This window comes from Nocardiopsis sp. M1B1, from assembly GCF_052466615.1.
Genome location: NZ_CP196194.1, coordinates 3962196 through 3982726, shown reverse-complemented (window position 1 = coordinate 3982726; position 20531 = coordinate 3962196). Strand labels below are relative to the sequence as shown.

At 74.1% G+C, this 20531-nt stretch carries 15 protein-coding genes and 1 tRNA gene; 11 read left to right on the top strand and 5 right to left on the bottom strand.

All coding sequences use genetic code 11. The features are described from left to right. Positions 1-51: 51 nt before the first annotated feature. Positions 52-804 carry an SDR family NAD(P)-dependent oxidoreductase gene (locus ACSTA4_RS17390; protein WP_013153548.1) on the bottom strand — a complete coding sequence of 251 codons (753 nt, stop codon included), beginning with the start codon at positions 802-804 and terminating at the stop codon, positions 52-54. Positions 805-977: 173 nt separating this feature from the next. Here ACSTA4_RS17390 and ACSTA4_RS17385 point away from each other — a divergent pair, with 173 nt between their 5' ends. Continuing rightward, a complete protein-coding gene (locus tag ACSTA4_RS17385; RefSeq protein WP_444960191.1) occupies positions 978-1835 on the top strand; it encodes a helix-turn-helix domain-containing protein in 858 nt (285 codons plus the stop codon). Positions 1836-2800: 965 nt separating this feature from the next. Here ACSTA4_RS17385 and ACSTA4_RS17380 read toward each other — a convergent pair. From ACSTA4_RS17380 to ACSTA4_RS17370, 3 genes are all read right to left on the bottom strand, one after another. Beyond that, complete coding sequence (locus ACSTA4_RS17380; protein WP_444960190.1) at positions 2801-5098, bottom strand: transcriptional regulator; 2298 nt, start codon at positions 5096-5098, stop codon at positions 2801-2803. A gap of 1 nt (position 5099) precedes the next feature. Further along, positions 5100-5173: transfer RNA gene (locus ACSTA4_RS17375), tRNA-Arg, on the bottom strand. Between the two features lie 654 nt (positions 5174-5827). Next, entirely contained in the window at positions 5828-6601 is a 774-nt protein-coding gene (locus ACSTA4_RS17370; RefSeq protein WP_444960189.1) for a nucleotidyltransferase domain-containing protein, read from the bottom strand. A 240-nt stretch (positions 6602-6841) separates the two neighbouring features. On the opposite strand from ACSTA4_RS17370, the gene ACSTA4_RS17365 reads away from it, so the two are divergent. Next, positions 6842-7654 (top strand): SAM-dependent methyltransferase, encoded by an 813-nt coding sequence (locus tag ACSTA4_RS17365; RefSeq protein WP_444960188.1) that lies wholly within the window; start codon positions 6842-6844, stop codon positions 7652-7654. A gap of 97 nt (positions 7655-7751) precedes the next feature. Further along, positions 7752-8552 (top strand): SAM-dependent methyltransferase, encoded by an 801-nt coding sequence (locus tag ACSTA4_RS17360; protein ID WP_444960187.1) that lies wholly within the window; start codon positions 7752-7754, stop codon positions 8550-8552. Positions 8553-8631: 79 nt separating this feature from the next. On the opposite strand, the gene ACSTA4_RS17355 is transcribed toward ACSTA4_RS17360, so the two are convergent. Further along, the gene (locus ACSTA4_RS17355; protein WP_444960186.1) at positions 8632-9681 is read right to left on the bottom strand and encodes a hypothetical protein; all 1050 of its coding nucleotides are present in this window, start codon (positions 9679-9681) and stop codon (positions 8632-8634) included. Between the two features lie 209 nt (positions 9682-9890). On the opposite strand from ACSTA4_RS17355, the gene ACSTA4_RS17350 reads away from it, so the two are divergent. The 8 genes from ACSTA4_RS17350 to ACSTA4_RS17315 all read left to right on the top strand — a co-directional run bounded on the left by ACSTA4_RS17350 (position 9891) and on the right by ACSTA4_RS17315 (position 20502). Next, positions 9891-10964 (top strand): LacI family DNA-binding transcriptional regulator, encoded by a 1074-nt coding sequence (locus tag ACSTA4_RS17350; protein WP_416030316.1) that lies wholly within the window; start codon positions 9891-9893, stop codon positions 10962-10964. A gap of 12 nt (positions 10965-10976) precedes the next feature. Further along, entirely contained in the window at positions 10977-12599 is a 1623-nt protein-coding gene (locus ACSTA4_RS17345; RefSeq protein WP_444960185.1) for an FAD-dependent oxidoreductase, read from the top strand. Positions 12600-12720: 121 nt separating this feature from the next. Next, complete coding sequence (locus tag ACSTA4_RS17340) at positions 12721-14925, top strand: hydantoinase/oxoprolinase family protein (RefSeq protein WP_444960184.1); 2205 nt, start codon at positions 12721-12723, stop codon at positions 14923-14925. Next, the gene (locus ACSTA4_RS17335) at positions 14922-15647 is read left to right on the top strand and encodes a hypothetical protein (RefSeq protein ID WP_444960183.1); all 726 of its coding nucleotides are present in this window, start codon (positions 14922-14924) and stop codon (positions 15645-15647) included. Before ACSTA4_RS17340 ends, ACSTA4_RS17335 begins: the two co-directional genes overlap by 4 nt. Next, a complete protein-coding gene (locus tag ACSTA4_RS17330) occupies positions 15644-16993 on the top strand; it encodes a transporter (RefSeq protein ID WP_444960182.1) in 1350 nt (449 codons plus the stop codon). The genes ACSTA4_RS17335 and ACSTA4_RS17330 overlap by 4 nt, the downstream gene beginning before the upstream one ends. A gap of 206 nt (positions 16994-17199) precedes the next feature. After that, positions 17200-17922, top strand: coding sequence for a FadR/GntR family transcriptional regulator (locus ACSTA4_RS17325; protein ID WP_248770846.1), 723 nt, complete (start codon positions 17200-17202; stop codon positions 17920-17922). Positions 17923-17972: 50 nt separating this feature from the next. Further along, a complete protein-coding gene (locus ACSTA4_RS17320) occupies positions 17973-18869 on the top strand; it encodes an NAD(P)-dependent oxidoreductase (protein ID WP_444960181.1) in 897 nt (298 codons plus the stop codon). A gap of 136 nt (positions 18870-19005) precedes the next feature. Next, positions 19006-20502: a GntT/GntP/DsdX family permease gene (locus tag ACSTA4_RS17315; protein ID WP_444960180.1), complete on the top strand. Its 1497-nt coding sequence runs from the start codon at positions 19006-19008 to the stop codon at positions 20500-20502. The last annotated feature ends 29 nt before the right edge of the window (positions 20503-20531 follow it).

The following is a 20531-nucleotide window of genomic DNA, read 5'->3' as shown; positions in this document are numbered from 1 at the left end:
CGTGCCCGTACGGCTGAGAGCACGCGGCGCTGACGGATCAGCCCTGTGGACTCACCACGGGAGGTTCGCTCCCTCCCACGTCGTGAAGGTGCCGGAGGGCCCTTCGGGCCCGAGCCGGGCGACACGCACGATCTCACGAGCGGCGTCCTCGACCGACTCCGTGCCCTCGAAGTTGACCAGCGAGGTGTTCGCGAACCCCGGCGAAACGAGGTTGACCTTGACACCGGAGTCCCGGAGCTCGGCCATCATCGCCACCGTCACGGCGTTGAGCGCCGCCTTCGACGCCGCGTAGACCGGCTCGAAGAGCGCGTGGTAGGGGAGAGTCGGGTCGGTGACGGTCGTCAGAGAACCGAGCGCGCTCGTGACGTTGACGATACGTGCGTCCGATGACAGGCGGAGCAGCGGGAGCACGGCCTGGTACACCGCCACAGGCCCGAAGACGTTCACCTCCCAGACAGCCCGCACCTCCTCCAGCGGGACCACGCTCGCCGCTGCGAAGGAGCGCAGTTCGGCCATGTCGACACCCTGCCGAGTGGTGGAGACGGCGGCGTTGTTGACGAGGAGGTCGAGCCGACCGGCCTCCTCGCGGAGCCGCTGGGCCGCCGAGGCGACCGACTCAGGATCCGTCACGTCGAGCTGGAGCGGGGTCGCGCCGGCTCCGATCTCGGCGGCGGCCGCCTCGCCACGGGCGGCGTCGCGGGAACCGACGAACACGGTCACCCCGTCGGCGGTCAGCTCCTTCGCGACCTGCTTGCCCATACCTTGGTTGGCTCCGGTAACCAGAGCGATGCGATCCGAGGACACGAGGACCTCCCTTGTTCGGGTCGGACATACGGGCCGAGCGCGGGTACCTGTCGGCGTGCGCCGCGCTCCCCAGCGACGATCCGCTATCGCCGCCAGTCCCGGGTAGGCCGCCTTCATCCTGGGAGTGACAGGACCAGGCGCTCCCCCCGTCCGGGCGGATACCATCCGGGGTGATGACAGGACGCGGAACCGACAGACAGAACCCGTTGGGTGAGTACCTGCGTGCCCGACGGGAGCTGGTGACCCCCCAGGCGGTCGGCCTCCCCGAGGACTCCCGCCGCCGTGTTCCCGGGCTGCGCCGCGAGGAGGTCGCCCTGCTCGCGGGCATCAGCTCCGACTACTACCTGCGGCTGGAGCAGGGACGTAACCGCAACCCCTCGGCCCAGGTACTCGGGTCGATCGCGCGGGCGCTGCGACTGGACGGACCCTCCACCCAGTACCTGCTCGGACTGGGCACCGCTCCGCGGCCCTCGCGTGGTGAACCCCGTCGGGGGGAGACCCTCGCTCCCCGGGTCCTCGACCTTCTCCGCACGGTCGACGCACCGGCGTTCGTCGCCGGGCGGTACGCGGACGTGCTCGCGAGCAACCCTCTGGCACGCACGCTCTCCCCGGAGCTGAGGCCGGGCGTGAACCTGCTGCGCGCGGCCTTCCTCGACACGGACAACCACCTGTACCTCGACCGGCGGGAGATGGTCGCGATGTTCCGCAGGCGTGTGGGAACGGATCCGCGCGATCCGCGAGTCGCGCAACTGGTGGAGGAGCTGTCCCTGGCGAGTGAGGCCTTCCGGCGGGCCTGGGCACGTCACGATGTCCGTCCACCCCGCGGCGGCCTCGTCCGCGTCGACCACCCCCAGGTCGGCCCAATGGACCTGAACGTGTCCAAACTCGCCATCGACGACACCGACGAGCAACTGCTCGTCATCTACCACCCCGACCGCGCACATCCGGAGAGCGCGGACCGTCTCGCGCTCCTGGCCTCCCCGGCGGGGCGGACGACGCCTGCCCCGCAGGCGCCGGCCGGAGACCGCTGAGGCCGGGGCGGGCTTTCCCCGGCCGCGTACCGATAGCGGAACGGCGATCTTCTTCGGGGCCTACACCGGCTGCGCCCGGGCCCGACGTCCACCGTTTTCCGTCCTTTGCACCGGGAATATCCGCTCGGTGTCCTTCGTTGTTCCGCGTCCTTTCCGCCGTCGGGACATCGCGGGGGGAGGGAACCGACGGGAACGGGGGAAGCGGAGGAGACGCCCTCCTTTCGGTCATGCCCTCACAAGTGTGCTACTGACCGGCCCTGAACCTTCCTGGGGCCCTGGTCCGCGCGGGGGAAGGGTGCCTGCGCCTGTGCACCGGGGTGCCGTTGGGGTTGTCTGCCGGGGGCATGCCGTTGGATGCTGGCGGCACCCACCGGACCGGCGCGGCTGGTCGGGGGAGCGTGTCGGAGACGGAGCCGGCATTCGCGCTCCAGGGGACCCCGTGGCGGCCTCAGGGCCGTACCCGGGCGCCCCGGGTCCATGCCAGCCGCGCCAACGAGCCCCGACCTTCCCCTGCGAACCCGAACGGACCACGGCCGACCGGGCCGCGTGCACACCTGCCAGCGGCCCGGGTCGGCCCCAGGTCCGCGGCGCGTCCGCACGGCGCGAACCCGGGGCCGGGGGTTCTCCCGGGTTTCGGCAACTACGAATCTACATAATAAAGGTAGGGCTTTCTCGTATTGTCACTAAGGGGGAACAAGCGGTGACAGCGCAAATGAAAACGGTCTTCGGTGTCAGGGGGCAGGAACCGGGAGAAGGGGGCGGGAATCGGGCGCCCTCCGTCTCGCGCGCCTCCGGTGCGGCCTCGCTTCGGGGAACCGAACACCGCACGAATTTCCCGGACCGCTGGTTCCTCTTCCCCCCAGGTCCGTAAAATGGGTCCGTGCGGGTGCGCCCGTACCGCCGGTGCGGGGCAGCGTGGACGGATGCCCCGCACCGGTCATTCCGTGCTGTCGGCGGGCCGGACCTCAGGAACGGCCCGCGCCGTGCAGGGCCCGCGGGGCGATCTGGAGCATCCAGTGCCTCCCGCCCCAGCCCAGGAAGCGGCGCCTTCCCGTAGGGGCCTCGGTCTCCTCCAGGGGCCCTCCCTCCACCACCCGGCGCAGTCCGGCCAGCACCGGCTCCAGGCGTTCGCGCGTGTGGTGGGGCTGGTCGGCGGCCAGCCCCTCCATCCACGCCGTCACCTCGCGCTGTTCGGCCCCGGTGCACAGGGACAGGAAGAACACCGTCTGCCGCCAGGCGAAGGCCGCGTTCTTGACGTGGGGCCGGGGCGGGAACACCCGGGGCAGGCTCTCCACGGTCCGCACGGTCACCGCGTGGGCGCGCCGGGCCAGCTCCGCCCACCCGCACGCGGGCCGCGCCCCGGCCCCGACCAGGACGGCCAGGTTGTGCGTGGTGAGGATCTGCGCCTGCTCGATGACCATCCCGTTGCCCGTCACGCTCGGCCGCGGGTCGCCCGCGCGCTCGCGGCACAGCCGGGCGAAGTCCGAGGCCCCGCCGCCGGTCCGGGGCGGCTCCTCCTCCAGGGCCAGGACCCGGTCGGGGTCGATGCCGTAGTAGCGGTTGTAGAGGCCCTCGCCCAGCAGGTCGGCTGCGGTCTTGGCGGCGCGTGTGAACTTGGGGGAGAACCCGCCCATGAAGATGTCGGCGGCCAGTTCCTCCACGAGCGGCAGGCGCAGGTCCGCGGAGCGGGACAGGGCGGCCAGCTGGCTCACCATCGGGTTGGGCACGATCGTGCCGGGGAAGTGGGCGAGCACGGAGGAGCCCAGCGCGGGCAGCAGCTCGGCCACCGCCTCGCGGCGCGCCTCGGGGCTGGAACGGTGCGGCAGCAGCGCCCGCGTCCAGGGCAGTTCGTCCGCGCGGACCTGGCTCTCCAGGTTGAGCAGGAGCAGGGAGCGCCTGCGGCTGAAGGCCCGGTGGTGGGCGGCGACCAGTCGGGCGAGGGCGGGGTCCGCGGCGGAGGCGGCCTCGGCCTCCGCGGTGAGGGCGGGCACGACCTCGGCCATCACCTCGGCGGAGGGGATCACGCCGAGTTCCACCAGGTCGTCCAGGGGGGCGGCGGTGGCCCTGCGGGCGACGTCGCCCAGGGCCTCGGGGATGGGCCAGCCCTCGGGCACGGCGCGCTCGCGGGCCTCCTCGGCGGAGACGGGGGTGAGCAGTTCCGTCGTGTGCGGGGTGCCGAAGGCCTGGGGGAGCGGGGCGAGGCGGTCGGCCAGCAGCGCGGCGAGCACGTCGTGGGTGGGGCGGGCGGCGTGCTCGGCCTGCCCGGCGCGCAGGGCGGTGTGCCGGTCGGAGCCGGGCAGGCCGCGCTTGGCCACCATGGAGTCCACGGCGTGGCGGAGCAGGCCGCGGCGGCGGGGGGTGAGTTCGGCGCCGGGTTCGGCGACCGCCTCGCGCAGCGCGGCGAGCAGGATCGCGAGGTTCTCCTTGGGCTTGCGGTGCTTGGTGCACAGGGTGTGCTCGGCGGCCAGGCGCTCGTACTCGGCGAGCAGGGCGGCGCCGCGGCGGGTCCAGTCCGCGGGCCGGTGGGCGTCGGCGCGGCCGTCGCGGACGGTCTCCAGCCAGTGGGTGAGGACCCGGTCGGCGAAGGGGTTCCACACGGCCAGGGCCTCCTGCTGGGCCCGGGGGCGGCTGGTGGCGGGGTCGCGGGCGGCGCGTTCGGACAGGGCCTCGCGCGCGTCGCCGACGCTCTGTCGGAAGACCGTGTGGGCGGGCAGGTCCTGGCGGGGCGCCGGGCGGGGGGTGAGGCACAGGGTGTCGGCGAGGGGTTCGACGGTGGCGAGCAGGTGCAGGGCGCCCTCGGTGTCGCCGTTGCGCAGCAGCCAGGCGACGGTGAGGGGGACGGCCTGTTCGGGCAGGTCCAGTTCGTACTCGCCGCTGTCGAGGAGGGTGTTGAGGTCGGCCAGGCCCTGTTCGGTGAGGTGGTGGGCGTGGAGGGCGGCGCGCTGTTCGGGCAGGCCGTGGCGGCGGGCCAGTTCGCGCTCGTGGGGGCGCAGGGGGCCGCCCGCGGCGGGCAGGCCGGTGGCGAAGCCGCCGTGGACGACCTCGGGGGTGACCCAGGCGGGCAGGTCCTCGACGGGGGTGCGGGAGCCGATGGTGAGGGTGCCGTCCCCCATTCCGGTGACGACCCGTTCCCAGGAGTCGGCGCGTGCGCGCGCGGCCTCGCGGACGCGGGCGTCCTGGTGGGTGAGGGCGGTGGTGAGTTCCTCGGCCAGCCGTGCGGCGGCGTAGCCCCGGTCGGCGCGGGTGGGGGTGATGTCGTCCATGCCAGCGTGGCGGGACCTGCCCCCGCACCCTCCCGGACCGAAGCCGGGCGCTCTTGCTGTTTGAGCCACACGCTGTCCGGGCGGTGCGCGTGTCCCCGGTCCCGGGCGGGTGCTCCGGTGCGGGGTTCGGCGTGCCGTGGTCCGGTGGTCGGCCGACGTGGCGGAACAGGCCGCCGCGGGGGGAGTCCCGAGCCGGGTGCTCTGCTGTTGAGCTGCACGTCGTTCGCGGGGATCACGGTAGCGGTTCGGGGGTGGGGGCTGAAAGTGTTTTTCGGGGCTGCGGGGCTGCGGGGCTGCGGGGCTGCGGGGCTGCGGGGCTGCGGGGCTGCGGGGCTGCGGGGCTGCGGGGCTGCGGGGTTCGCGGGGGGACGGTCTGACGGGTGCGGCCGTGGGGACGCACCCGTCACCGAGCCGGGTCGTGCTGCCCTAGCGGGTCTTGATCACGGCCGCGATGAGTCCGGTGGCGAGCATCATCGTCAGGCCCACGATCATGAGGACGAAGGCGATGGTTCCGACCATGGTGTTTCCTTAGTGTTCGTCGTTCCCGGGCGCGGTGCGCGGCGTCCGCCGTGCGGGTGGCGCCCGGAGGAGCCGGGAGCGGCGCCTACCTCTTCGGGGGTTCACCCTATCCCGGTCCCGCGCTGGTCCTGCGTCGGGTGGCCGCTGTGACCAGCGTGGTCGTGGCCACGGTCGCGGGGGCGGGGCGTGGAGGAGGGGCGCGGGGCGGGGTCAGCGTCGGGCCCAGGCCCGTTGGTAGGTGCTGACCAGCCAGCGGTCGGCCCAGGCGTGGTCGGGTTCGGCGGGCAGGTCGCAGGTCCGGCACAGCCCGGCCAGGCGTTGTTCGAGTTCGCGTGCCCGGTCCAGGGCGTCGGCGCGGCCGTGTTCGCCGCGGCGCAGTGCGAGCAGCCAGGTGCGTTCGGGTTCGGGCATGGGCAGGGTGATGCGGCCGGTCTCCATCAGTTCCACGCCCTGGATGCCCAGGCGGACCATGTGGTAGGCGAACTTGGTGTCGAAGCCGTGTCGTTCGACGAGTTCGGGGCGGTTGGTGTGTTTGCCGCCGCGGGTTCCCTCCATGCGGTCGCGTTGGGCGCGCAGGTAGCCCAGGAAGCGTTCCCCCGCCCGGCGGGAGAGGAAGCGTGCGGCGTTGGCGCGCAGGTCGTGTCCGGTGGGGGTGATGGCGACGATCTCGTTCGGGGGGACGAAGAGGGGGAGCAGGACGGTGGGGTTGCCGTCCAGGGCCAGGCGGGTCCACTTGCGCAGGGAGTAGACGGTCAGGTCCAGGTCGCCGGGGCCGGAGCGGGTGTGTTCGGGGCGGGTGTGGTGGATGTACTGCTCGAAGGGGCGCAGGCCGATGACGTGTTCGGGGGGTTCGACGCAGATGCCCATCTCGTCGCGGTCGGCCTGGCCGGGCAGGGCGAGGCCGTGGGCCTCGGAGCCCACCTGGCACCGCAGGACGGTTCCCTCGTGCGCGATCCGCGCGAACTCGGGGCTGGAGTGCTTCACCCGCGGCTCCCTTCTGTCGGGTGTGGGGTGCTGGGTGCGCTGGTCGGGGCGCTGCCGGGCACGCTATCGGCCGCGGGGCCGGGGGGACGAGTGCTTTTCGGTGGTGCGGGAGGGCCTGGCCGGCCGGTGTTCCGGTGGTCGGGGGACACGCCCCGGGGAGCTTGCCGGTGGGCTCCGAGAGCCCTTTACTTGTCCGGGTACGCCCCTTTTCTCCCCAGAACGAGCGTAGAAGGCAGGCCCGTGCCCCCTGAGAACCCTGAGGTTTCCGCCCCCCGGATCGACACCTCCGTCCCCCACAACGCCCGGATCTGGAACTACTGGCTGGGCGGCAAGGACAACTACCCGGTGGACCGGGAGATGGGCGAGCAGATCCGCTCCTTCTTCCCCGAGATCGTGGACAACGCGGTCGCCGACCGGGGCTTCCTCGTGCGCGCCGTGACCCACCTGGCGCGCGAGGAGGGCGTCCGGCAGTTCCTGGACGTGGGCACCGGTCTGCCCACCCACAACAACACCCACGAGGTGGCCCAGGCGGTGGCGCCCGAGTCCAGGGTGGTCTACGTCGACAACGACCCGCTGGTGCTCACCCACGCCCGCGCCCTGCTCACCGGCAGCGGCCCGGGGGCCACTGACTACGTCGACGCCGACCTGCGCGACCCCGGGGCCATCCTGCGGGAGGCCTCCCGCACCCTGGACCTGGAGCGGCCGGTGGCGCTGATGCTGCTGGGCGTGGTCAACTTCGTCGCCGACGACGCCGAGGTCCGCGCGATCATGGACCGGCTCCTGGAGGCGCTGGCCCCGGGCAGCTTCCTGGTCCTGTCCCACCCCACCGACGACATCGACCGCGAACGCGCCCACCAGGTGGCCGCGGCCTGGAACGAGCGCGGCACCCCCAAGCTGACCATCCGCACGGCCGAGCAGATCAGCGCCCTCTTCGACGGGCTGGAACTGCTGGAGCCGGGCGTGGTCTCCTGCTCCCTGTGGCGTCCGGCCCCCGCCGAGGTGGGCGGGGCGCGTCCGGTGGCCGAGTACTGCGGCGTGGCCCGCAAGGCCTGATCCCCGCGGGGGCGGGCCGCGGCCGCGCGTCCGTGACCGAGGACGGGCCCGGACGACTCCGGGCCCGGCAAGTGACGAGCAGTGAAAGCAGAGACCGATGAGCGTTGAGCGACCGGTGATCGACACGACGGTGCCGCACTCGGCACGGGTGTGGAACTACTGGCTGGGCGGCAAGGACAACTACCCCGTCGACCGTGAGGCGGGCGACCAGTTCCTGGAGGCCTTCCCCGGCATCGCGCGGATGGCGCGGGCCTCGCGCGCCTTCCAGGAGCGGGCCGTGCGCCACCTGGCGGGCGAGGTGGGCATCCGGCAGTTCCTGGACGTGGGCACCGGTCTGCCCACGGCCAACAACACCCACGAGGTGGCGCAGTCGGTGGCGCCCGAGTCCAGGGTGGTCTACGTCGACAACGACCCGCTGGTGCTCACCCACGCGCGGGCGCTGCTGACCAGCACCCCCGAGGGGCGCACGCAGTACCTCCACGCCGACCTGTACGAGCCCGAGGCGATCCTGGAGCAGGCGTCGGAGCTGCTGGACCTGGGCCAGCCGGTGTCGTTGATGCTGCTGGGGGTCCTGGGGCACGTGCAGGAGTACGAGGAGGCCGTCTCCATCGTGCGGCGCCTGCTGGCGGGCCTGCCCCCGGGCAGCTACCTGACGGTGAGCGAGGGCAGCAACGTCCACAGCCGGGAGAACGTGACGGCCCAGGACGAGTACAACGAGAGCGGCGCGGTGCCCTACAACCCGCGCAGCCCCGAGCAGATCGGCGGCTACCTGGAGGGCCTGGAGCTGGTCGAGCCGGGCCTGGTCTCGGTCACGCGCTGGCGTCCTCCGGTGCGGGGGCAGGGCGCGGGGCTTCCGGCCGAGGTCGACCAGTACGGCGGTGTCGGCCGCAAGGTCTGACCCCGCCGGGAGGGGCCCCGGCGCCCGCCCGTGGGCAGGGCGCGGGGGCTCCGGGCCGGGGCGCGGTCCCCGCGGTGCCTCAGTCGGCGCGGGCGATGGCGATGGTCGCCCCGAGCCGGTGCCCGGCCTCGTAGAACATGTACTGCACGCCCTCGTCGGAGCCGAAGGAGGGCGCCGCGCTGCGGCCCGAGTCCGGCGGTCCGGCCATGGGGGTGTGCACCGTGCCCAGGTGGCGGCGCAGGCCGAAGTCGCGCCCCACCTCGGTCAGGCGGATGTCGCCCAGGTCGGTGTGGTAGGCGACGTAGGTGCTGCCACCGCGTTCGAGCACGTGCGGGCCCGACAGGTTCGACACCCCCGCGTCGGCGTGGTCCACGAGCGGGTCGGGGTCGAAGTCGAAGGTGATCCCGTCCGCCGACCACCCCCATCCGATGGAGCGGTGGTTGCTGGTGTCGTTGCGCATGAAGACCATGACGTAGCGCGCGCCCCGGTCGGGCAGGCGGTACTCGAAGACGCGCGCGTAGGAGGCCTCGGTGGTGCCCGGCACCATGGCCGTGGTCAGCACCTCGCCCTCGTAGGCGAAGTCGATGCCGTCGCGTGAGCGGGCCAGCCGCGTGGTGGTGTTCTCCCCGTGGAAGTACAGCCACATCTCGCGGTGTTCGGAGTTCCACATCACGTGCGGTGAGGAGACGTGGCTGACGTCGTAGTGGGGGTTCCACACGTTGGCCACGACGGGGTTGTGCGGGTACTCGGTGAAGGGTCCGTCGGGGCTGTCGGCGTAGGCCAGGCAGATGCCGCCGGGCCTCTCGTGCGGGGCGTAGTAGAGCAGGAAGCGGCCGGGCGCGTCGGCCAGGCGGCCCGCGGTCCCGCGCAGGCACGGGAAGATCAGCTCCCCGGTCGGGTTGTAGCCGAGTCCGGCGGTGTCGAGCGCCTCGCGCAGGAACCGGTAGGCGGGCAGGACGTCGGCCGCCGCGCCGCCGACGGCCGTGGGCGCGGTCGCGGCGGCCGCGGACGCGGGGGTCAGCGGTCCCGGGGCCAGGAGGGCGCCCGCCGCGGCGGCTCCGGCGCCCCGCAGGACCGTGCGGCGGTCGGGGGCGGCGGGGGAGCGGCGGGGGTGAGCGTCGTCGGCCATGACGGTTCCCTTCCGGAGCGGGTCGGGGGGAGGCTCCGAGGCTCAGAGTCTTCACCAGCGATGATGCGCCGGTCAAGGTTCTAATACGTATTAACGAAAGATCCTGTCCGCGGGTGGAAATCCGCCCGTCATCCCCTTGACATCTGCCGTGGCGCGGCTCACAGTCGTCAACTAATGCGCATTAACACGGCACGCAAGAGGAGAAACAGGTGACGCACGTCAGGAGGGCGGGGCCGCGGCGCCCCCGCCAGTCCGACATCGCGCGGGCGGCGGGGGTCTCCCAGGCCACGGTCTCGCTGGTGCTGCGGGGCACCCCCACCGGGATGTCCCTGGCCCGCGAGACCCGCCAGCGGGTACTCGACGCCGCCGAGGAGCTGGGCTACGTTCCCGACCCGGTCGCCACCCGGCTGGCCTCGGCCAGCAACGCGATGCTGGGGCTGTACACCTTCAGCGCCACCTTCCCCACCGACGTGGCGCACTCCTACTACCCGGTCCTGGTCGGGGTGGAGGAGGAGGCCGCGGCCCAGGGGCAGGACCTGATCCTGTTCACCGGGTCGGCGCGGGCCGCCGCCAGCGCCGACGACCCGGCCGCGGTGCGGCGGGTGCGCGTGGCCGACGGCTGCCTGTTCTTCGGCCGCCACGTGCCCGACGAGCCCATCCGGCGCCTGGCCGAGGACGGCTTCCCGTTCGTCTACATCGGCCGCCGCGACGAGCCCGGCGTGCCCTACGTGGGCGCCGACTACGTCTCGGCCTCGGCGCAGGTGGTGGCGCGCCTGGCCGGTCTGGGCCACCGCGAGCTGCGCTACCTGCGCGAGCACGACCAGGCCCCGGCCTCGACCGACCGCGAGCGGGGCGTGCTGCGCGGCGCCCGCGCGGCCGGGATCGACACCGCGCGCCTGGTCGTGCGCACTGACGGCTCGGACCTGGACGAGCTGCTGCGGCGCTGGCTGACCGAGGGCGTGACCGCCGTCGTGGTCGAGCAGACCGACACCGGCGCCGCACTGGACGGCCTGGCCGCCGCCGTGGACCGGGCCGGTCTGCGCTGCCCCGACGACCTCTCCCTGGCCCTGCTGGGCGCGCCGACCGGGAACCGGGGCCGCGCCCCGGGCGGCGGCGCGGCCTACGGCGGCTTCGACGCGCCCCTGCGCGCGATGGGCCGCGACGCGGTCCGCCTGCTGCTGGAACTGATCGCGGGCGCCCACGGGGAGACCCCCCGGCGCCTGCTGCCCTGCGAGCCGGTGGAGGGCGGCACCCTCGCCGCGCCCCGGACACGACACACCTGAGAAAGGCTCCAGATGAGCGAGACCAGCACGGAGATCCTCGTCGTCGGCGGGGGACTGGGCGGTGTGGCCGCGGCCCTGGCCGCCGCCGACTCCGGCCGCCGCGTGGTGCTGACCGAGGAGACCGACTGGATCGGCGGGCAGCTCACCGCGCAGGCGGTGCCGCCCGACGAGAACCCGTGGATCGAGCGCTTCGGCTCCACCGCCTCCTACCGGCGCCTGCGCGAGGGCATCCGCGACCACTACCGGCGCGCCTACCCGCTGCGGGCCGAGGCCGCCTCCTCGCTCACCCTCAACCCCGGCGCGGGCCGGGTCAGCAAGCTGTGCCACGAGCCCCGCGTGGCCCTGGCGGTGCTGGAGGAGATGGTGGGCCCGCACCGCGCGGCCGGTCGCCTGACCGTCCTGCTGCGCCACCGGCCGGTGGCCGCCCACACCGACGGCGACCGGGTGAGCGCGGTGGAGCTGGAGGACGAGCGGGGGCGCCGCCGCACGGTGAGCGCCGCCTACGTCCTGGACGCCACCGAGAACGGCGACCTGCTGCCGATGGCGGGCCTGGACCACGTCACCGGCGCCGAGGCGCGCTCCGAGCACGGCGAGCCGCACGCCCCCGAGACGGCCGACCCGACCAACCTGCAGGGCATCACCTACTGCTTCGCCATGTCGCACCACGACGGCGAGGACCACACCATCGAGCGCCCGGCGATGTACGACTTCTGGCGCTCCTACACGCCCGAGTTCTGGCCGGGGCCGCTGCTGGGCTTCTCGGCGCCCGACCCGCGTACGCTGGAGCCGGTGGCGCGCACGTTCGTGCCCAACCCCGACACCGACCCGCTGGCGGTGGCCGCCGACCAGAGCGCGGACGCGGGCGACAAGGAGCTGTGGGGCTTCCGGCGCATCCTGGCCCGGCGCATGCACCTGCCCGGCGCCTTCGACTCCGACATCACCCTGGCCAACTGGCCGCTCAACGACTACTGGCTCAAGCCCGCCCTGGAGATCGAGGGGCTGGTGGACGCCCGGACCGTCCGCGAGGCCCACGAGGAGGCCCGCCAGCTGTCGCTGTCGGTGCTGTACTGGCTCCAGACCGAGGCGCCCCGCGCCGACGGCGGCACCGGCTTCCCCGGGCTCAGGCCGCGGCCCGACGTGACCGGCACGGAGACGGGCCTGGCCAAGGCCGCCTACGTGCGCGAGTCCCGGCGCATCCGTGCGGTCACCACCGTCACCGAGCACGACGTGTCCCTGGACCTGCTGGGCCCGCACGGCATCGTGCGCCGCCACGACTCGGTGGGCGTGGGCAGCTACCGCATCGACCTGCACCCCTCCACGGGCGGCGACAACTACGTGGACGTGGCCAGCGTCCCGTTCGAGATCCCGCTGGGGGCCCTGCTGCCCGAGCGGGAGAGCAACCTGCTGCCCGCCGCCAAGAACGTCGGCACCACCCACATCACCAACGGCTGCTTCCGGCTGCACCCGGTGGAGTGGAACATCGGCGAGGCCGCCGGGCGGCTGGCCGCCTTCGCCCTGGAGCACGGCACCACGCCGCACGCCGTGCGCGCCAAGGACGAGCTGCTGGAGGCCTTCACCGCCGTGCTGGACCGCACCGGCGTCGAGCGCCACTGGCCCGACGTGCGCGGCTACTGACCCCTTCCGCCCCCGGGTGCGCGCGCCCGAACCGTCCCGGTCGTGCGCACCCGGGCCCGCCCCGACCCGCACCCCCGCAGTCCCACTCCCCACCGCCCGACTCCCCACAGAAGGGGTGACCATGAGCGACGCGACCCCAACCCCGTCCCCGGGCCCCGGTTCCAGTCCCGGTCCCGTGCGCATCGGCATCGACGTCGGCGGGACCTTCACCGACGCCGTGGCCGTCAGCGCCACCACCTACGCCCTGCTGGGCCAGGTCAAGGTGCCCACCAGCCACGACCACGCCGACGGGGTGGCCCACGGCATCATGACCGCGCTGGAACGCCTGCTCGGCGACATCGGCGTGCGCGCCGAGGACGTGGGCTTCCTCGCCCACGGCACCACCCAGGCCACCAACGCCCTGCTGGAGGGCGATGTGGCCACCATCGGCATCGTCGGCGTCGGCAGCGGCTACGACGCCTTCGCCACCCGCAGGCTGCGCTCCCTGGGCAAGCTGAGACTGGACTCGGGCCACCCGCTGCCCGTGCGCTACGCCGCGTTGCGCGAACCCGACCGGGAGGGCGCGGCCCTGGCCAGCGTGGACCAGGTGGTCGCCGAGGGCGCCGAGGTCGTCGTCGCCGTCGAACCCTTCAGCGTGGACGACCCGCGCGGCGAGCTGGCCGTGCTGGAGGCCGCCCGCGCCCGCGGTGTCCCCGTCACCGCCACCCACGAGATCACCCAGCTCTACGGCCTGGGCAAACGCGCCCGCACCGCCGCGCTCAACGCCGGGGTCATGCCCCGCATGCTCCAGACCGCCGACCTGGTCGAGCGCAGCATCCACAAGGCCGGGGTCACCGCCCCGCTCATGGTCATGCGCTGCGACGGCGGCGTGATGTCGCTGCCCGAGATGCGCCACCGGCCGCTGCTCACCGTGCTCTCCGGGCCCGCCGCGGGCGTGGCGGGCGCCCTGATGGGCGAGAAGGTCAGCGAGGGCGTGTTCCTGGAGACCGGCGGCACCTCCACCGACATCAGCGTCATCCGGCGCGGGCGGGTGCAGATCCGCCACGCCCGCCTGGGCGGCAAGGAGACCTACCTGTCGGCGCTGGACGTGCGCACCGTCGGCATCGGCGGCGGCTCCCTCGTCCGGGTCGGCGGGGGCGAGGGCCCCGGCCGGGCGAGCCTGACCGACGTGGGACCGCGCAGCGCCCACATCGCGGGGCTGCCCTACGCCTGCTTCGCCGACCGGGCCGAGCTGGAGGGCGCCCGCCTGGTGCGGATCAGCCCCATGGCCTCCGACCCGGGCGACCACGCCGTCCTGGAGAGCGGCGGGCGGCGCTTCGCCCTGACCGTGACCTGCGCCGCCAACGCCGCCGGGCTCGTCCCCGAGGGCGACTACGCCCGCGCCGACGCCCGTACGGCCCGCGCCGCCCTCGCCCCACTGGCCGAGGCCCTGGGCGTGGAGGTGGAGGAGGCCGCCCGCGCGGTGCTGCACAAGGCCACCGAGCGCGTGGCCGCGGTCGTGGACGAGATGGTGGGCGACTACGGCCTGGACCGGCAGGTGTGCGCCCTGGTCGGCGGTGGCGGCGGCGCGGCCACCGTCACCCCCTACCTGGGCCGGCGCACCGGGCTGGACGCGCGCATCGCCGCGCACAGCGAGGTCATCAGCCCCCTGGGCGTGGCGCTGGCGCTGGTGCGCGAGTCGGTGGAGCGCATCATCCCCGGCGCGACCCACGCCGACGTGCTCGCGGTGCGCGCCGAGGCCGAGCAGGCGGTGCTGCGCCAGGGCGCGGACCCGGCGGGGATCGAGGTGGACGTCACCGTGGACCCCCAGCGCAACCTGGTGGCGGCCGTGGCCACGGGCGCCACCGAACTGCGCACCAAGGACCGCACCGCCGCCGACGGCGCCGAGGCCGGGGTGCGGGCCGCCGCGGCGGCCAGTCTGGGGGCCCGACCGGACGAACTGACCGAGTACGCGGCCAACGGCCAGTACCGGGTGTTCGGGCTGGTGCGCAGACCCGGCGGGCCGCTGGGGCGCTTCGCCCGCGAACGCACCCACGTGCGGGTGGTGGACGCCGAAGGGGTGGTGCGCCTGCACAGCGCCGACGCCCTGGTGGACACGCTGGTGGCCGCCGAGGCCGAGGGGCGGCTCAAGGACCTGGTGGCCGAGCGCACCGCCTACGGCGACGGCGGGGCGCTGCCCCCGGCGGTGTGGCTGCTGCTGGGGCCCAAGTTCGCCGACCTGTCGGGGGTACTGGACCCGGGGCACCTGGTCGCGCTGGCCTCGGCGGAGATCGCCCGCCGCGCCCCCGACGAGACGGTCGTCGCGGTCATGGAGAAGCGGCGGTGAGCGCGCACACGCCGCCGCGCGCGGTCCACGCCGACCTCGCACGGGAGTACGCGCGCATCGGCACCGCCTCCGACGAGGAGCTGGCCGCCGACCTGCTCGCGCTGACCGCCACCCACGAGGGCCGCGACCGCGACCTGCTGCTGTCCTGGGCCGCCACGGCGCTGCGCTTCGGCGAGCGCATGGCCGACGAGGAGGTCGCGAGCGCCGGAGGGGACGTGGACACCGGGGGCACGGAAACGGTGGAGGGCGCCGGGAACGCCGTGCGTGTGGAGGAGCGGGCCGTCGGCGGGCTGCGTCCGGGCGAGGTCCTGCTCGCCGAGTACCTGCACCGGGCCTCCGGCGACCGGGTGGTCGTCTACGCCGACGCCCTCGACCACGCCCACCGCGTGGCCCGCGACGCCGGGTGGGGGCGCGAGCTCACCCGCGCGGCCCTGCGCGAGACCGCGCTGGCCCACGAGCACGCCCACCGGATGCTGCACGAGGGGCGGGGACGCGCGCTGCGGCGCGCACTCGACCACGTCCTGGTGCGCCTGGGGCCGCTGCGCCTGCGCGGCCACGTGGTCGGCGCCGACGAGATCGCCGCGCACTCCTACGCCCGCCGCCGCGCGGGGCTGGGCCGCAGTCCGATCGCGCTCACCGCGGCCATCGCCGCCACCCTTGCCCACCGGGGCGCGGGCCACGACCGGCCCGCCCCGCGAACCTCCCCCGGAGAACGCCCGTGACCGCCTTCGCAATCCTCCTCGCCATGGCGGTGGGCGTCGGCCTGATGCTGACGCGCCGCCTGCCCACCGCCTTCGCCCTGGTCCTGCTCTCCGTCGCGATCGCGCTCATCGCGGGCGCGCCCCTGACGGGGGAGGAGGGCAGCGTCACCGGGACGGTCGTCCAGGAGGGCGCGCCGCGCCTGGCCGCGACCATGATCGCCATCCTCCTGGGCAGCTGGCTGGGCACGCTGATGTCCGAGGCGGGGATCGCCTCCACCCTCGTGCGCAAGATCGTGGAGTTCGGCGGTGAACGCCCCTCGCTGGTCGCGGTCGGCGTCTTCGTCGTCGCGATCCTGTGCGGCAGCATCACCGGTTCGGCGCCCGCGGCCATGCTCGCCGGTGTGGTGGGCATCCCCGCGATGATCGCGGTCGGTGTCACCCCCACCGTTGCGGCCGGGACCGTGCTGGTGGGCATCGCCGCCGGACTGCCCCTGGAGCTGATCAACTGGCAGTTCCTGTCCGACGCCATCGGGGTGCCGGTCTCCACCGTCCAGCACTTCCAGCTGCGCCTGTTCCCGATCGCGCTGGCGGGCGGGCTGGCCTACATCCTCATCGAGATGCGCCGCAAGGGAGCCCGGCACACCTGGGCGGTGCGGGTCCCGGCCGGGGCCGGAGCCGGTGGAACCGGTTCCGGAGGCGCCGGGACGAGACCGCTGAGCCGCCGTCAGCGGGCCGCCGAGCGGCGCAGGCGGCGCGGGGACGCGCCCTGGTACGCGCTGGTCACGCCGCTGGTGCCGATCGTGCTGGCGCTGGGGCTGCACGTGCCCATCGTGCCCTCGCTGCTGGCCGGGGTGGTCTTCGCGCTGGTGACGGCCGTGCCGTGGCGGGAGATGTCCTCCACCGCGCTGCGCACGCTCTACCGTGCCTTCGACGTGGCCGCGCCGCCCATCGTGCTGTTCATCGCGATCGGCATGCTGCTGGCGGCGGTGAACCTGCCCGGGGCCGTCTCGGCGCTCACGCCGGTGGTGACCGCGATCAGCCCCGGCAGCCCGTGGCTGTTCGTGCTGGTCTTCGCCGTGCTGGTGCCGCTGGCCCTGTACCGGGGGCCGATGAACATCTTCGGCCTGGGCGCGGGTGTGGCCGGTGTGCTCATCTCCGGCGGCATCTACCCGGCTCCGGCGGTGCTGGGGCTGATGGCCTCCTACGGCCAGGTGCTGGGGGTGTCGGACCCCACCAGCACGCAGACGGTGTGGAGCGCGCAGTACGCGGGGGTGCGCCCGGAGCGGTCGATGCTCTCGACGCTGCCCTACACGTGGGTGATCGCCGTCGCCGGTCTGGTGCTGACGGTGTTCCTGTACCTGGTGTGAGGCCGGTGGGGCCGGGCGCGAGCCGGGCCCGAGGTGGCGGCGGGGAGTCCTTCGGGGCTCCCCGCCGCGGTGTCTGCGGGAGCGGGTTCGGGCCCCACGACACCGGGCCTTCACACGGCGGAAATATTGGCCTTACCAATCCATTGACGCCCGCGACCTGCGACTTGTACGCTTCCTCACATTGGTCAGGCCAATCAGGAGGTGCGGTGGACACGAACTTCGACGCCCTGGTCGAGGCGCTGGCGCCGGAGGCCAAGGCCGCCGGCACCGAGTCGCGCCTGATGACGGAGCGGGAGCTGGCCGAACGGCTGGGCACGAGCCGGGCCACCGTCCGGGAGAACCTCGGCAGCCTGGAGATGCTCGGCATGGTGCGCCGAACCCAGGGGGCGGGGACGTTCTTCACCAAGCCCGACGCCTCCTTCGTCCAGTTCCTGTTCGGCCTCATGTCCAAGTTCGGCCACATCGACGACGACAGCGTCGAACGCGCCCGGGAGATGATGGAGGTCGCCGTGGTCCAGGAGGCCGCCGACCGCGCCGACGAGGAGGACGTGCGCGTGCTGCGCGGCCACGTCGAGGACATGGTCCGGGCCACCGCCGCGGGCGACGCCGAGGCCGGGCACGAGGCCGACTACGCCTTCCACAAGAAGCTGTTCCAGATCGCCGACAACCCGGTGATCGAGTTCTTCGTCGACGGCATGAGCCTAGCGCTCAAGGACGTCCTCGCCCACAAGCGGGCCCTGGCCCTGGACATCGAGGCCCGCGCCGCCGAAGGTGATCCCGAGGGGCCCCGCAGGACGGACACCGTCCACACGCCCATCGTCGACGCCGTCGAGGCGCACGACCGCAGCGCCGCCGCGGCCGCGATGGTGGAGCACTTCACCCTGTGGCGCCGCATCACCGAGGGCGCCGCGCCCGCCGACGGGCGCTAGCCGGACACCGCCCGGCCCGAAACACCCCCCGCGGGGGAGAAGGAAGACACATGGACACCACACCAGTTCCACAGCCATGCCCGAAAACGGCCGTGATGTTCGTCGGCGTCGGCGCCATCGGCCTGCCCATGGCCCTCCAGGTCGCCGCGGCCGGGCACACCGTGGTCGGCGTGGACCCCTCGCCGCACCGCCGCGAGCAGGCCCGCGACCAGGGCCTGCGCACCCGGCCCGACACCGCCGGAATCGGTGAGGCCGACGTCGTCATCGTCATGGTCGCCACCCCCGACCAGCTGCGCGCGGCCGTCACCGCCCCGGGCGGCGCCCTGGAGGCCATGCGCGCCGACGCGGTGCTCGTGGTCATGAGCACCGTCGGTCCCGGCCCCGTGCGCGCGGTCGCCGACCGCGCCCGCGAGCGCGGGGTGCGGCTGCTGGACGTGCCGGTCACCGGAGGGGTGGCCGGGGCCCGGCGCGCGGCCCTGACCCTGTTCGCCTCCGGCGACCCCGAGGTCCTCGAACGGTGCAGGCCCGTGCTGGAGACGATGGGCACGGTGCGCGACTGCGGTGACCAGCCCGGCCGCGGACAGTCCTACAAGGTCGTCAACCAGCTCCTGTGCTCGGTGCACATCGCCGCCGCTGCCGAGTCGCTGGCCCTGGCCGAACGCCTCGGGCTCGACCCCGCCGACGTGCTGGAGGCCGTCTCCGGCGGCGCCGGGGGCTCCTGGATGCTCGGCGACCGCGGCCCGCGCATGCTGCCGGACGGCCCCGACGAGATCACCAGCACCATCGGGATCTTCGTCAAGGACTCCGGGCTCGTCGCCGACACCGCCGAGGAGGCCGGGTTCTCCGCCCCGCTGCTCCTGGCCGCCCGCGACGCCTACACCAGGGCCGCCGAGGCCGGTCTGACCGACCACGACGACTCCCAGGTCATCCGGGTCTACCGGGACTGACCCCGCCGGGCCCCTGCCCGGCCCCCACCGCCCCCCGTCCCCGCGCGGCGCCGACGGTCCCCTCAGCATGCCCGGAAAACGCCTTCCGGAGCGGTGCGCGGGACCCGCGCCGCCACGACAGAGAGAACCCGAGCCCATGGACGCCCTCGTACTCGCACTGATCGCCCTGGGGGCGATCGGCGCGCTACTCGTCCTCATCATCCGCTTCAACGTCCCCGCCTTCGTCGCCCTCCTGCTGGTCAGCGTCGGCACCGCCCTGGCCACGGGCATGCCCTTCGAGGACGTGGTGCCCACCATCGTGGAAGGGCTGGGCGGCACTCTGGGCAACGTGGCCCTCCTGGTGGGGCTGGGCGCGATGCTCGGCGCCATCGTCGAGCACTCCGGCGGCGCGGACGCGCTCTCCGAGCGCTTCAGCGCGCTGCTCGGCCCGGCCAGGGTGGGCGTGGCGCTGCTGATCGCCTCGTCGGTGATCGCGGTCCCGATCTTCTTCGACGTCGCCTTCATCGTCCTGGTCCCGATCATCTACGCCTTCTCGCGGGCGGCCCGCCTGCCCTCGCCCATGCGCATCGGCCTGCCCATCGCCGGGCTGATGCTCTTCATCCACGTGGTGCTGCCGCCCCACCCCGGCATCGTCGGCAGCTCCGTCCTGACCGGCGCCGACATGGGCCTGGTCACCCTCCTGGGCGCCGCGCTCATCCTCCCGGTGGGCGTGGTCGCCCACTACACGGCGAAGCTGCTCAACCGGCGCGCGTACGCCATGCTGCCCTCCACCGCCGCACTGTACGAGCAGAACACCGGCGAACCCGGACCCGGCGGTACGGGCGGTGGTACGAACCCCTCCGGCGGTACGGGCGGCGGCACCGGGATTCCGGGTGACACGGGCGGTACCGGCGGGACGGACGGCGCGGGTGCCTCCGGTGCGGCCAAGGTCTCCACCCGCCCCCGGGTGGAGCCGCAGCGCCCGCCCAGCGCCGCCGCGGTGATCACGGTCATCGCCGTGCCCATCCTCATGATCGGGCTCCAGACCGTCGCCGGACTCTTCCTGGAGGAGGGCTCCGCGGCCCTGCGCTTCCTGACCATGGTCGGCGCCCCGCCCTTCGCGCTGCTCACCGGCTGCCTGCTGGCCCTGTACCTGCTGGGCGTGCGCCGCGGCTGGTCGATGCGCTCGGTCGGCTCGGTCATGGACGCCGCGCTCGCTCCGGCGGCGGTGGTCGTGTTCGTGACCGGCGCGGGCGGCGCGTTCGCCGGGGTGCTCACCGCCAGCGGCATCGGCGAGGTGCTCTCCGAGAGCATGCTCGGCCTGGGGCTGCCCCTGCTGCTCCTGGCCTTCTGCCTGGCCGCGCTGCTGCGGGCGGCCCAGGGCTCGGCCACCGTCTCGGCCCTGACCACCTCCGGGCTCCTGGCCGAGGCCATCGCCTCGGGCGGGTACAGCGGCCTGGAGATCGCCCTGGTCAACCTCGCCATCGGCTGCGGCGCCATCTGCCTGTCCCACGTCAACGACTCGGGATTCTGGATCGTCTCGCGCTACCTGGGCCTGTCGGTGCGCGACGCCCTGCGCACCTGGAGCGTGCTCGTCACGGTCCTGGGGGCGAGCGGATTCGCCCTCGTCGGCCTCACCTGGGCGCTGGTCTGAACTCCGCGTCCCGTACGGGACGCGCCGCC

Coding starts and splice junctions, on each gene's coding strand:
- ACSTA4_RS17320 (WP_444960181.1), top strand. CDS start 17,973: ATGGACACCACACCAGTTCCACAGCCATGCCCGAAAACGGCCGTGATG.
- ACSTA4_RS17360 (WP_444960187.1), top strand. CDS start 7,752: ATGAGCGTTGAGCGACCGGTGATCGACACGACGGTGCCGCACTCGGCA.
- ACSTA4_RS17385 (WP_444960191.1), top strand. CDS start 978: ATGACAGGACGCGGAACCGACAGACAGAACCCGTTGGGTGAGTACCTG.
- ACSTA4_RS17380 (WP_444960190.1), bottom strand. CDS start 5,098: ATGGACGACATCACCCCCACCCGCGCCGACCGGGGCTACGCCGCCGCA.
- ACSTA4_RS17345 (WP_444960185.1), top strand. CDS start 10,977: ATGAGCGAGACCAGCACGGAGATCCTCGTCGTCGGCGGGGGACTGGGC.
- ACSTA4_RS17315 (WP_444960180.1), top strand. CDS start 19,006: ATGGACGCCCTCGTACTCGCACTGATCGCCCTGGGGGCGATCGGCGCG.
- ACSTA4_RS17355 (WP_444960186.1), bottom strand. CDS start 9,681: ATGGCCGACGACGCTCACCCCCGCCGCTCCCCCGCCGCCCCCGACCGC.
- ACSTA4_RS17340 (WP_444960184.1), top strand. CDS start 12,721: ATGAGCGACGCGACCCCAACCCCGTCCCCGGGCCCCGGTTCCAGTCCC.